General features: G+C 68.8%; 12 protein-coding genes. 6 read left to right on the top strand and 6 right to left on the bottom strand.

What is annotated here, in order from left to right; translation table 11 throughout:
- Window positions 1-63: 63 nt before the first annotated feature.
- The 3 genes from INR38_RS16180 (at window position 64) to INR38_RS16170 (ending at window position 3,208) form a co-directional block, all read left to right on the top strand.
- Window positions 64-807 (top strand): hypothetical protein, encoded by a 744-nt coding sequence (locus INR38_RS16180; protein WP_052155277.1) that lies wholly within the window; start codon window positions 64-66, stop codon window positions 805-807.
- Between the two features lie 18 nt (window positions 808-825).
- Window positions 826-2,319 (top strand): fibronectin type III domain-containing protein, encoded by a 1,494-nt coding sequence (locus tag INR38_RS16175; protein ID WP_081816123.1) that lies wholly within the window; start codon window positions 826-828, stop codon window positions 2,317-2,319.
- Between the two features lie 157 nt (window positions 2,320-2,476).
- Entirely contained in the window at window positions 2,477-3,208 is a 732-nt protein-coding gene (locus tag INR38_RS16170) for a uracil-DNA glycosylase (protein WP_099752553.1), read from the top strand.
- On the opposite strand, the gene INR38_RS16165 is transcribed toward INR38_RS16170, so the two are convergent.
- Window positions 3,202-5,235 (bottom strand): alkyl sulfatase dimerization domain-containing protein, encoded by a 2,034-nt coding sequence (locus INR38_RS16165; protein ID WP_207443007.1) that lies wholly within the window; start codon window positions 5,233-5,235, stop codon window positions 3,202-3,204. The genes INR38_RS16170 and INR38_RS16165 overlap by 7 nt on opposite strands.
- 87 nt (window positions 5,236-5,322) lie before the next feature.
- Between INR38_RS16165 and INR38_RS16160 the strand changes: the two genes are divergently transcribed.
- Window positions 5,323-6,036, top strand: coding sequence for a Crp/Fnr family transcriptional regulator (locus INR38_RS16160; protein WP_099734942.1), 714 nt, complete (start codon window positions 5,323-5,325; stop codon window positions 6,034-6,036).
- A 27-nt stretch (window positions 6,037-6,063) separates the two neighbouring features.
- Here the strand turns inward: INR38_RS16160 and INR38_RS16155 are convergent, their stop codons facing one another.
- The 5 genes from INR38_RS16155 to INR38_RS16135 all read right to left on the bottom strand — a co-directional run bounded on the left by INR38_RS16155 (window position 6,064) and on the right by INR38_RS16135 (window position 9,462).
- Window positions 6,064-6,423: a hypothetical protein gene (locus INR38_RS16155; RefSeq protein ID WP_099734941.1), complete on the bottom strand. Its 360-nt coding sequence runs from the start codon at window positions 6,421-6,423 to the stop codon at window positions 6,064-6,066.
- Between the two features lie 95 nt (window positions 6,424-6,518).
- Window positions 6,519-6,902, bottom strand: coding sequence for a roadblock/LC7 domain-containing protein (locus INR38_RS16150; protein WP_016449547.1), 384 nt, complete (start codon window positions 6,900-6,902; stop codon window positions 6,519-6,521).
- Window positions 6,892-7,440 (bottom strand): ATP/GTP-binding protein, encoded by a 549-nt coding sequence (locus INR38_RS16145; RefSeq protein WP_034389663.1) that lies wholly within the window; start codon window positions 7,438-7,440, stop codon window positions 6,892-6,894. The genes INR38_RS16150 and INR38_RS16145 overlap by 11 nt, the downstream gene beginning before the upstream one ends.
- Window positions 7,437-8,105 (bottom strand): hypothetical protein, encoded by a 669-nt coding sequence (locus tag INR38_RS16140; RefSeq protein ID WP_034389665.1) that lies wholly within the window; start codon window positions 8,103-8,105, stop codon window positions 7,437-7,439. Before INR38_RS16140 ends, INR38_RS16145 begins: the two co-directional genes overlap by 4 nt.
- Window positions 8,106-8,541: 436 nt before the next feature.
- Entirely contained in the window at window positions 8,542-9,462 is a 921-nt protein-coding gene (locus tag INR38_RS16135) for a LysR family transcriptional regulator (protein WP_034389667.1), read from the bottom strand.
- Between the two features lie 153 nt (window positions 9,463-9,615).
- Between INR38_RS16135 and INR38_RS16130 the strand changes: the two genes are divergently transcribed.
- Window positions 9,616-10,623, top strand: coding sequence for a tripartite tricarboxylate transporter substrate binding protein (locus tag INR38_RS16130; RefSeq protein ID WP_207444141.1), 1,008 nt, complete (start codon window positions 9,616-9,618; stop codon window positions 10,621-10,623).
- 18 nt (window positions 10,624-10,641) lie between these two features.
- On the top strand, window positions 10,642-12,243 hold the full coding sequence (locus INR38_RS16125) for a gamma-glutamyltransferase family protein (RefSeq protein WP_207444142.1): 1,602 nt from the start codon (window positions 10,642-10,644) through the stop codon (window positions 12,241-12,243).

Genomic DNA, 12,243 nt, shown 5'->3' with positions numbered 1-12,243 from the left:
GACAATGCGCATGAAATGCCGATCCGGCAACATGGCCGCAGCCCATCGCCTACGGAGACTCCGATGTCGTTCATGCCCCGTGCCCCTTTCCTGTCCAGCCGCGGCTGGGCTGCCCTCATCGTTTGCGCATCGGCCACGCTGGCATCGTCCGGCGCCTGGGCACAGGCCACGCGCACCTGGGTCTCGGGCGTGGGCGATGACGTCAACCCCTGCAGCCGCACGGCTCCCTGCAAGACGTTTGCGGGGGCCATCGCCAGGACGGCCGCCAACGGCGAGATCAACGTGCTGGATCCTGCGGGCGTCGGTGGAGTCACCATCACCAAGTCCATGCAGGTGGACGGCACAGGCGTGCTTGCCGGCGTGCTGGTCTCCGGTAGCGCGGGCATCACCATCAACGCGGGTGTTTCTGACACCGTGGTGCTGCGGGATCTGGACATCGTCGGCAACGGCACAGGAACGTTCGGCGTCAGAATCTTCCAGGCAGGCAAAGTGGTGCTGGACAACGTCAGGATTCAGGGCTTCACGCAGGCGGCGGTCAAGGTCGAGACGAGCGCTACTTCTGTGTCTGTTCTGGTGCAACGCTCGCAATTGCTGGGCAATGCAGTGCCAGCACAGGGCGAGCCGGAACGCGCCGCCATCAGTGTCCAGAGCACGACCGCCCAGGTCTACCTGTCCAACACCACGGTGTTCGGCAATGACAAGGCGTTCAACGCTGTGGCTGGCGGGAAGATCACCTCGTTCAACAACAACCGGGTCATGGGCAACACCCAGGACAGCGCGCCCACCGACACCGTCTACGAACGCTGATCGGCGCAAGGCAGCATCATGCACAGCGTAAAAGGCGTTGCCCGCAAGTCCTGTCTGGGGCTTGCGGTGTTTGCGGCCCTGGGCCCGGCGCAGGCCGCCGAACTGCTGGCCAACGGCAGTTTCGAGCAGAACTCCGGTCCGGGTTCCCTGGTTTTCACGGGCTGGCAATCCGTGTCCCAGGCCGGCTCCAAGGGCGGCTTCGCCGCCCAGCAAGGCACCAAAGGCGCCATCACGCCCGTGGCCGTGCCTGCACCTCCCGACGGGGCGTTTGCCCTCATGAGCGACCAGCCCGGCCCCGGCAGCCATGTGCTCTACCAGGACGTCGCCATTCCGGCGGGCAGCCCGGCCACGCTGAGCGCCCGCGTCCATGTCCAGAATGCGGCCAAGGTCGCTGCGGCGCCGGCCACGCTTGACTACACGGTGGCTGCGCCCAACCAGCAGGTGCGCATCGACGTCATGAACCCTGCCGCCGCGCCCGACAGCCTGGGCGCCGGTGTGCTGGCCAATGTCTTCCAGTGGCCGCCGGCCACGGCGCCCGGTCCTTCGGACAGCGGCAGCGGCTACCAGTCGCTGCAGTTCGACCTGTCGGCCTACGCGGGCCAGACCGTGCGCCTGCGCATTGCCGAGGTGGACAACCGGCAAAGCCTGTTCTTCGGCGTGGATGCGATGAGCGTCTGGTCCGGCAGCGTTCCGGGCGCACTTCAGCCACCTGCCGATACGGGCTTTTTCGCGCAGGGCACGGCCGTGCAGCTGACCTTCGATCCGGTGGCCTCCATCCCCGGCCAGACGGTCACGGGCTATGTGGCGCAATGTGTCCCGCAAGGTGGCGGCGCGGTGCTGATGGGCACGTCCAGCACTCCGACGGTGGCGGTCAACGGCCTGACACCCGGCGTGGCCTACAACTGCAGCGTGGCGGCACAGTCCAGCAGCGGTGCGGGGCCCGCCTCGCAGCCCCTGACGGTCAACGCCCCTGTCGCTGGCGCCACCACCATCTCGACCCTGCAAGGCGGCAGCGCGACGCTGACCGTCAGCAATCCGGCCAGCGGCTGCAGCCTGCAATCGGCATCGCTGGTGCGTGCGCAAAGCCTGCCCACGGCGCCGCCCCAGGGTGCAGCGGCCTATCCGCTGGGTGTGCTGGACCTGCGCTCGTCGGGCTGCAACTCAGGCGCGACGCTGAAGCTCAGTGTCACCATGCCGCAGGCCCTGCCTGCGGGTGCCCAGTACTGGAAGTACGGTCCCACGGCGGCCAACCCGGCACCGCACTGGTATGAATTCAACGATGGCTTCAAGGTGACCTCGGCCAATACCTACACCCTGGAAGTCCAGGACGGTGGCCTGGGCGACGATGACCTGCAGGCCAATGGCGTGGTGGTCGATCCGGGTGGTCTGATGGTGATGGCGGCGACCTCTGCTGCAGCCATTCCCGTGTGGAACCTCGCGGGTCTGGCGGGCACATCGGCCTCGGTGCTGCTGGCCATGGCGGCAATGCGCCGGCGCCGCCGGACGCGCTGATGCGCTGACGTGCATGTCGCACACGCCGGGCGGCTGTGCGACTGCGGGTATCCTCAGGACATCAATGCACCGGCCGCGCGCCGGTGCATTCCCGTTTCTTTCGTACCTTCGAGGAACCACCATCGCGCGCCATGCGTGCGCTGGTGCCCCATCCGCCATGGCCCTTCAAGACGACGCAATCGCCCCGGCGCAAGCCGACCAACTCCAATCCGCCGATCCCGCCGACTGGCCCGTTGCGCCCGACTGGCAGCCCCTGGTCGAGGACTTCTTCGCGGGTGCCACGGGCCAGCAGCTGCTGACCTTTCTGCACCAGCGCCTGGAAGCCGGCGCCGTGATCTTTCCGCCCCAGCCGCTGCGCGCGCTGGATCTGACCCCGCCCGAGGAAGTGCGCGTGGTCATCCTGGGGCAGGACCCCTACCACGGCCGGGGGCAGGCCGAAGGCCTGTCGTTCTCGGTGGCGCCGGGCGTGCGCATGCCGCCCTCGCTGCAGAACATCTTCAAGGAGATGCAGCGTGACCTGGGCGTGCCCTTCCCGCCGTTCCCCAACCCGGGCGGCAGCCTGGTCAAGTGGGCCAGGAACGGCGTGCTGCTGCTCAACACCTGTCTCACGGTGGAGGAAGGCCAGGCGGCCAGCCACTCGGGCAAGGGCTGGGAGCTGCTGACCGATGCAGTGATCCGGCACATCGCCCAGGGCGCGCGCCCCGTGGTCTTCATGCTCTGGGGCAGCCATGCGCAGTCCAAGCGCGCCTTCATTCCGGCCGACCGGGGCCATCTGGTGCTGACCAGCAACCATCCCTCGCCTCTGTCGGCGCTGCGCCCGCCCGTGCCCTTCATCGGCAACGGGCACTTCGGCAAGGCGCGCGACTTCCGCGCCCAGCACGGTTACTGAGCGGCCCGCTCGGGGCGTGGCTCCACCATGGGGAACACGCTGTCGAAGCGGTCCAGCATGGACATGAGCGCCGTCACCTTGGAGGCGTCGCCCTCGATGCGCAGCTGGCCGCTCTTGATGGCCTCGGCCATCGTGGTCTCCTGGCCTGCAATGGCGTCCAGCGTGGCGCGCGTCAGGCGCAGGCTGGCATGGGCGGCGGGCGCAAGGCCCGGGCTCTGGGTGAGGGCGCTGTTCTCCAGGTTCAGGCTGCGTTGCTCGCCGGTGTCGGTGAAGGTCCAGTTGAGCACGATGCGCTGGCCTGCGGCCTTGCCGGCGTCCAGCCGCACGCCCAGGTAGTCGAAGAACATCTCCAGCGGCAGGCTGCGCACCAGATCGCGCGCGGTGCTGCCGGGCCTGGGCAGCTGGGGCACGCCCTGGCGCAGCTCCGCCGCACCCTGCAGGAAGGCGTTGCGGGCCGTGGCCGACTCCATCTGGTAGCCCAGCTGTTCATAGGCATTGGCCGCCAGGCGGCGCGCGGCCTGGTTGGCCGGGTCGGCAAAGACCAGCTGCGAGGCGATCTGCGCCACCCAGCGGTATTCGCCGCGCTCGTAGTCGGCCTGCGCACGGCGCAGCACGGCGTCGGCGCCCCCCATGTATTCCACGGTCTTGCGTGCGGCGGGCACGGGCGGCAGCGCCTCCAGCTGGGCCGGGTTGCCTTCGTAGTAGCCCAGGTAATGCTGGTAGATGGCGCGGATGTTGTGGCGCAGGTGGCCGTAGAAGGCATGCGTTGCGCCGTCGCGGGCCAGGGATTCGGGCATCTTCAGCATCTCGGCGATCTCCGAACCCACGTAGCCGTGGTTCATGAGGCGCACGGTCTGGTCGTGCAGGTATTTGTAGGTGTCGCGCTGGCCGGCCAGCAGGTGCTGCAGCCGGGGCTGGCCCCAGACCGGCCAGTGGTGCTGGGCAATCATGATCTCGGCCTTGCCACCATAGGCGTGCAGGGCGTCGTTCAGGTGGCGGGACCAGCCCAGCGCATCGCGCACCTGGGCGCCGCGCAGCGGCAGCAGGTTGTGCTGGGTGTGCACGGCGATCTCGGCCATGTTCAGCACTTTGAGCTGGGGGTAGTACATGATCATCTCGGCCGGCGCCTCGGCCCCGGGCGTGAGCGCGAACTCGATGTCCACGCCGTCGATGCGCAGGGTCTCGCGCGGCTTGTCGATCACGCGCGTGGGCGCGATCAGTCCCATGGTGCCGGGCGCACCCGCCTTGCCCAGCCCTGCGTCCACCTGTCCCCTGGCATCGCGCGGCAGCAGCATGCCGAACTGGTAGAGCGCGCGCCGGCCCATGGCGTGGCCGGCGATCACGTTCTCGCCCACGGCCTCGGCCATGAAGCCCGCCGGGGCGATGACCTGCACGCGGCCTGCATCCACCTCTTCCTGGCGCACCACGCCGCGCACGCCGCCGAAATGGTCCACATGGCTGTGCGAGTAGACGACGGCCACCACGGGCTTGCGCGGGCGGTGCTGGAAGTACAGGTCCATGGCGGCCTGGGCGGTCTCGGTGTACATCAGCGGATCGACCACGATCAGGCCGGTCTCGCCCTCGATGATGCTCATGTTCGACAGGTCCAGGCCGCGCACCTGGTAGAGCCCGTCCGTCACCTGGAACAGGCCGCTGACGCGGTTGCGCTGGGCCTGGCGCCACAGCGCGGGGTGCACGGTGTCGGGCGCCTGGTCCTGCTCCAGGAAGGCATAGGACTGCATGCTCCAGATGGGACGGCCCTGGGCATTGCGCACGACCAGGGTGTCGGCCGGTGCGATCAGGCCGCGCCGGGCGTCCTCCATGGCCTGCGCATCGTCCAGCGGCTGCTGCGCCAAGGCCGCCTGCTGGGCCGCGCGCGTGGCGGCGCTGGCCGGCTGGGGCCTGGCCATGTCGGAGACGGGCAGGCTGCCGTGGGCGCAAGCGCCCAGCAAAGCGGCTGTGGCCAGGCTGGCCAGCAGGCGGGAAGGGCGCGCCAGCGCGCGGGGCAGGGGGTGTGAGGCTTGCATGGAAAGGTCTCCTGGCATGTTCGATGTCAGCGGCGAAAATACGCAGGCCCGCCGGCTGTGTCTGTCAGCCACCCGACATCCCTTTCTATGCAAGCTTCCCTCGCCTCTTCCTACCTGCCCACGCTGCGCGCCGGCCGCTGGTTCAGCGCACTGGCGCCGCAGTTTGCCGATTTGCTGCTGGCGCTGGCCCAGCCGCGCAGCCTGGAGACGGGCGAAGCCCTGTTCCTGCGCGGCGATGCGCTGGAGGGCGGGCTGTTCGCCGTGGTCCGGGGCAGCATCGGTTTCTCCGGTGTGGGTGGCCAGAGCGAGCAGGCGCGCGAGGCGCTGCTCACGCGCATGGGACCGGCCACCTGGTTTGGCGAGATCGCGCTGTTCGACGGTTCGCCGCGCACCCATGATGCCCACGCCATGGAGCCCAGCGTGGTGCTGCAGGTGCCACGCCAGCCGCTGCTGGACTGGCTGCGGCAGCACCCCGCGCACTGGCATGACCTGGGCGTGCTGATGTCGGGGCGCATGCGGGCGGCCTTCGCGGCGCTGGAGGACCTGGCCCTGCTGCCCGCACCCCAGCGCCTGGCGCGCCGCCTGGTGGCCATGGCGCGTGGCTACGGCGAGCGGCTGGACGATGTGCCGGCCCGGCCGCGCCTGGATATCACGCAGGAGCAACTGGCGCGCATGCTGTCGATCTCACGCCAGACCACCAACGTGCTGCTGCAGGGCCTGCAGGCGCGCGGCCTCATCCGGGTGCAGCGCGGCGAGATCGAGATCCTGCAGTGGCAGGCGCTGTGCGCCGAGCGGTTCTGAGCGGCGCAGCCAGTCAAGGGCTGTTGTTCAGACCACCAGCGCATTCTCCACGTCCTGCACCTTGCGGCGCGCCAGCGCGAGATTGGCCTTGGTCTTGTCGAGCACCAGGTACAGGAACAGGCCCTCGTGGTGGGTGGAGGGGCGCAGGATGTGGTACTGCCTGCTCAGCGTGATGAGGATGTCCTCGATGGTGTCTTCCAGGCCCAGCGAGCGCATGGTTTTGAGTTTGGCGCGCACCAGTTCGGTGTTGCCGGCGGCAGCCAGCTCCAGGTCCACGCCCGATCCGTCCTGCCCCAGGATCATGCCGCTGTTGTAGTCCACCAGTGCAGCGCACATGGCGCCGTCACAGCGCATCAGTTCATCCATGGTTTGCTTGATATTGGCCATTGTTTTCCTAACTCCCTTGTGTTGCGAAAATGTTCTGCACCTTCGCGGTGCCTTCTTGCCGGATGCATATGAGCAGCCCTTGCCTGCCTTTGCCATCACGCTTGTTCCAGCGTCCGCACGGCCTCGCGCGAGACATAGAGAACCTGGCCCAGAACGGCCTCGCGCGAGGCCACCACGCTGATGACCAGCGTCAGGCCCGGGCGCTGTGCCTGCAGCATGACGATGAAGCCCTCGGCCGCCTCGACCACCACGTTGGCGCAATGCCCGAGCTGGTTCTCCTCGCCGGCGATCATGCCCAGCGCCGCCATCGAGCTGGCCATGGCCGACAGCCGCGCCGTGCTGCCCTGGCCTTGCGCACGGGCGGCCACCTCGAAGCCGTCCTCGGTGCTGACCACGCAGCCACGCACGCCGTGCAACCTGCTCATCAGCGACTGCACCGCCGCCTGGGCTGCAGCCTTCAAGGCAGCGTCATTCTTCATGGGACTTCTCCTGGGCAAGGGCTTCAATCTGCAGCAGCAACAGCTCGATCAGGGCCACCACCTGCTGGGGGTTGCGCACATCGGCCGGCACCACGGGGCACAGCAGGCCGCGCGATTGCAGGTGCACGGCAAAGCTGTCCAGATCAGGCGCTGTGTACTCCTGCATGCGGCATACCGCCACCACGCATGCCGTGCTGCGCAAGGCATCGGACAGGCCCTGGACATAGATATCCAGGTCGGCCAGCGGATCGGAGCGGCTGTTGTCGATCAGCAAGATCACGCCCAGCGCGCCGCGCGAGAGGATGCGCCACATGAAGTCAAAGCGCTCCTGCCCGGGCGTGCCGTAGAGGTACAGCTTCTCGCCGTTGTCCAGGGTCAGCTCGCCATAGTCCATGCCGGCCGTCGTCAGCGCCTTGTCCAGGGTGTCATCGGTGTTGCGCACGTCGGTGCTCACGGGGGCGATCTCGCTGACGCAGCGGATGGCCGTGGTCTTGCCTGCGCCTGGAGGGCCGGAGATCAGGATCTTGAGTTCGCTCATGGGCGCGCTCCTGCAAACCGGGCCAGGCGAAGGCGTATGCGTTCGAGCACGCCCCTGTCCGGCGCAGGGTTGCCGGGGGGCGGTGCGGCGGGCGGGCGGGCCGAGGCCCAGCGCAGCAGGCCGGCGGCGTCCAGCTCGTTCAGAAAACCGGCACAGATCTCGGGCGGCAGGCCCGAGCGCTGGCACAGGGTCTGCATCGTCGTGGGCTGGCCTGTCAGCAAGGTGGCCAGGCGGATATGGTGGGATCTCGTCAGCAGTTGCGGCGACGGCCAGCGCCGCAGCTGCAGCAGCATCAGCTGATGCTGCGTGTGCAGGCCGCTGGCGTGTGCCTTGGCGCTGGCCGGTTTGCCGTGCACCGACAGGATGCGTGCGCCCATGGTGTTGAGGCATTCCTCCAGCGCATCGGCGCGCAGGGGCATGCTCAGATGGCCGCCCGCAGGAAAGGCCCCCTTGGGCTGCCCGCCCACGCGCAGCGTCAACGCGGGCGGGGCGGCAGGCGCTTCGGCCAGTTCGCCATGCGCCACCGTCATGTCCGCCTGGGATTCGCGCCACGTCCAGCGGTGCCGTGTGCGGTGATTCACCATCAGCACATAGGAGCGGAACAGCTTGGCGTCGCGGTCCGACAGGCCATGCAGCATGAAGGTCAGTTCGGTTCGCTCATCCATGCTGTGCCTCCCGCTGCAATTGCCGCTTGCGCCCTCCGGCCTGGTTCGTGTACATGCCTTGCCTCTTGTTTGCAGGTCCGGCGATGGCCGGGTTGTCCGTGTATTCATTCAGGAGCGGGAGTCAAGGGGTTCCGTAAAGGAAGCCCGGCGACAGAGATGCGAATGATAGGAACGGCGCCGGCGGCTGGCTGTCCGGTCGCGCAGGAGAATCCGAATCGGCTGAGTCAGAATCAGAGTAGTCCTATCCGATTCATGCCCGATCCGCTCCCGTCTTCGGTGGACCGATCAGGGCGATGGAGGAATCACGGGTCTGCAGGGCAGTAAAAACCGGAGCTTTCCGAGTTTTGCCCCTCCGCCCATGTTCGGACTGTGGTCTCTTTTCTGGCCGGCCCTGTTTCCGTGGTGTCTGGCGGGCGCTGCCCGCGATGCCCTCCGGTTACCAGGGACCGGGCAACCGCAGCTGCAGCATTTCCAGGAAGGACTGCGCCGCATGCGGCAGCGTGCGGCCGGCCAGGGTCTGCACCTCGATGTCGCGCAGGTCCATGCCCCGGTCGCTGAGCGCCACGGCCACCAGTGCGCCTGTGGCCACCATGTGGCGCGCGGCGATCTCGCTGGCCACGGCCACGGCGGCGCCCTGGGCTGCAAAGTTCAGCAGGGTCTTGCCGTGGTTGCTCTCCATCACCGGCATCAGCATCAGGCCCTGGCGGCTGCAGGCCGCGTCCAGCAACTGGCGCACGGCAGTATCGGCCGGTGTGAGTGCCAGGGGGTGGCGTACCAATTGGGCCAGCGACAGGCGGCGCGCCTGGGCCAAGGCATGGCCGGGTGCGACCAGGGCGACCAGGGGCGCCGCCACGCGGCAGGCCACGGCAATGCCTTTTTCAGGCGCGCGGCTGAAGCACAGGCCGATGTCGGCCGTGCCGCTGCGCACGGCCTCTGGCACGGCAGGCGTGGGCAGCACCATCACCTCGAAGACGATGCCGGCATGCGCGCGCTGGAACGCTGCGCACAGGCGCGGCAGGAACTCGTTGGCAAAGGCGTCGGAGCTTGCGATGCGCACGCGGCCGCTGCGCAGCCCCTGCAGGGCCTCGATCTCGCCCAGCGCGCGCTCGGCGTCCAGGCCGGCGCGGCGCACATGGTCGGCCAGGATCTCACCGGCCGCATTGAGCACCATGCCGCGCGGGTGGCGTTCGAACAGCGGCGTGCCCAGCAGCCCCTCCAGCGCCGCGATCTGGCGGCTGATGGCCGAGGCCGCCACATGCAGCCGCGCCGAGGCCTCGGTCAGCGATCCGCATTGCGCCACTTCGTGGAAGTAGCGCAATGCGGTGTCCTGCAAAAGAAGGTGGCGGGCGTCGGGCATGTCGCCCCGATTGTCATCAATTTGCCGCAGAGGCAACGCAGGTTTGCAAATTTGCTGATGGCGGCAAAGGGGCGAGGGTTCTACGATGGCCTGTTGCGGCGTTGCTGGGGAGCAGCGGCTGCAGCCGTCCAACCCCTGTCCAGGAGTGTGCCCATGAAGGCATTGCCCAGCGTTTTACTTCCACGCCGCGCCATCTTGGCTGCAGCCTGTGCCCTGGCTGGCGCCATCGCCCTGCCCGCCGTGGCACAGGGCCAGGCGTCCTGGCCCTCGCACCCGGTGCGCCTGGTCGTGCCCTTTCCGGCCAGCGGCGCCACCGACCTCGTGGCGCGCGTGGTGGCGCAGCGCATGTCGCAGGACCTGGGCCAGCAGCTGGTCATCGACAACCGCCCCGGCGCGGGCGGCACCATCGGCACGGGCGAGGCCGCCAAGGCCTCGCCGGACGGCTACACGCTGCTGTTCACCACCAGCAGCACGCATGCCATCTCGCCGCATCTGATGACCCGTCTGGCCTACAAGGCCGACAAGGATTTCACGCCCATTGCCGAGATCGGCGGCGCGGCCAGCATCCTGCTGCTCACGCCCTCGCTGCCCGTGCGCAACGTGCAGGAGCTGATCACCTATGCCAAGGCCCATCCGGGCGCCCTCAACTACGCCAGCAGCGGCAACGGCACCATCGTCCACCTGAACGCGGCGGCCTTCGCGGCGCGCGCGGGACTGCAACTGACCCATGTGCCCTACAAGGGCACGGCCCAGTCCATCACCGACCTGGCCGCTGGCCAGGTGCACCTGCTGTTCGACTCCATTCCCACCGGCATGCCCCATGTGGCCAGCGGCCGCCTGCGTGCCCTGGCCGTGACTGGCGACAAGCGCAGCGCGCTGGCGCCCGACCTGCCCACGGTGGCCGAGTCCGGCCTGCCTGGCTATTCTTCGGTCACCTGGTTCGGCGTCTATGGCCCGGCCGGCATGAAGCCCGAGCTGGTGGCGCGGATCAATCAGGCCTTCAACAAGGCCATCCAGAATCCCGAGGTGGTGGCCAGCCTGGCCAAGCAGGGCGTGGAGGCCGCATCGCCCCGCACGCCCGCGCAGTTCGCTGCCATGGTGCAGGCCGACAGCGCGCGCTGGGCGCAGGTCATCAAAGAAAACAAAATCACCCTTGACTAACCTTTTCCCCATCGAGACATGACAAGCACCATCAAGGACTGGACACTTCCCTACGCCTCGCACCGCTCTTCGGTGCTGGGCCGCAACATGGTCTCCACCTCGCAGCCGCTGGCCGCGCAGGCCGGCCTGTCCATGCTGCTGGCCGGCGGCAATGCCGTGGATGCGGCCATTGCCACGGCCATGGCGCTGACCGTGGTCGAGCCCACGGGCTGCGGTCTGGGCAGCGATGCCTTCTGCATCCTGTGGGATGGCAAGGAACTGCACGGCCTCAATGCCTCGGGCCGCTCGCCCGAAGCCTGGACGCCCGAGTACTTCGCCGCGCTGGGCGGCATCCCCGAGAAGGGCTGGAACGCCGTCACCGTGCCCGGCGCCGTCTCGGCCTGGGTGGAGCTGTCGCGCCGCTTCGGCAAGCTGCCGTTCGAGCAACTGGCCCAGCCCGCCATCCGCTATGCGCGCGACGGCTTTGCGGTCTCGCCCACCATCGCCACGCTGTGGGCGCTGGGCGGAGCCAAGCTCGGCGACCAGCCCGGTTTTGCCGAGTGCTTCCTGCCCGATGGCAAGGCCCCCAAGGCGGGCGAGGTGTTCCGCAGCGAAGCCCATGCGCGCACGCTGGAGGAGATCGCCGCCACCAAGGGCGAATCCTTCTACCGTGGCGCACTGGCGCGCTCGATGGCCGAGCACGCCAAGGCCTGCGGCGGCGCCATGACCGAGGCCGACCTGGCCGCCCACCAGGCCGACTGGGTCGGCACGGTGTCGCAGACCTTTGGCGACTCGGTGATCCACGAGATCCCGCCCAACGGCCAGGGCATTGCCGCGCTGATGGCGCTGGGCATGCTGGACGCACTGGGCGTGGGCGCCGAGCCGCTGGACGGCGTGGAGTCCGTGCACCTGCAGGTCGAGGCCATGAAGCTGGCGCTGGCCGACCTGCACGAATACAACGCCGACGGCGACCACATGCGCGTCGAATCCGCCCATCTGCTGGACGCCGGCTACCTGCGCGAACGCGCGGCGCTCATTGACCGCGAGCGCGCCAGCGCGCCCACCTACGGCGCACCGCGCCCCGGCGGCACCGTTTACCTGGCGGCGGCCGATGCCAGCGGCATGATGGTCTCGTTCATCCAGTCCAACTACATGGGCTTCGGCTCGGGCGTGGTCGTGCCGGGCACCGGCATCAGCCTGCAAAACCGCGGCCACGGCTTCACCACGCAAGCCGGCCATGCCAACGAGGTCGCGCCGCGCAAGCGCCCCTCGCACACCATCATCCCGGCCTTTGCGATGAACGCCGACGGCACGCCCCAGATGGCCTTCGGCGTGATGGGCGGCCCCATGCAGAGCCAGGGCCACCTGCAGATGGCCCTGCGCGTGCTGCGCTACGGCCAGAACCCCCAGGCAGCCGCCGACGCACCGCGCTGGCGCGTGACGGGCGGCAAGGGCGTGGCTGTGGAGCCGGCCTTCGACGCCGAGGTTGTCGCCGCCCTGCGCGCACGCGGCCACGAAGTCACGGTGGAGGAAGGCCATGGCGTCTTCGCCTTCGGCGGCGCGCAGCTGGTGCTGCGCGACGGCGACCACTACATCGGCGGATCGGACCCGCGCAAGGATGGGGGCGTGGTGGCGTTCTGA

It is taken from the genome of Delftia sp. SD018, assembly GCF_017355445.1.
Classification (GTDB): Bacteria; Pseudomonadota; Gammaproteobacteria; order Burkholderiales; family Burkholderiaceae_C; genus Comamonas; species Comamonas acidovorans.
This window is presented reverse-complemented; position numbering and strand designations above follow the sequence as displayed.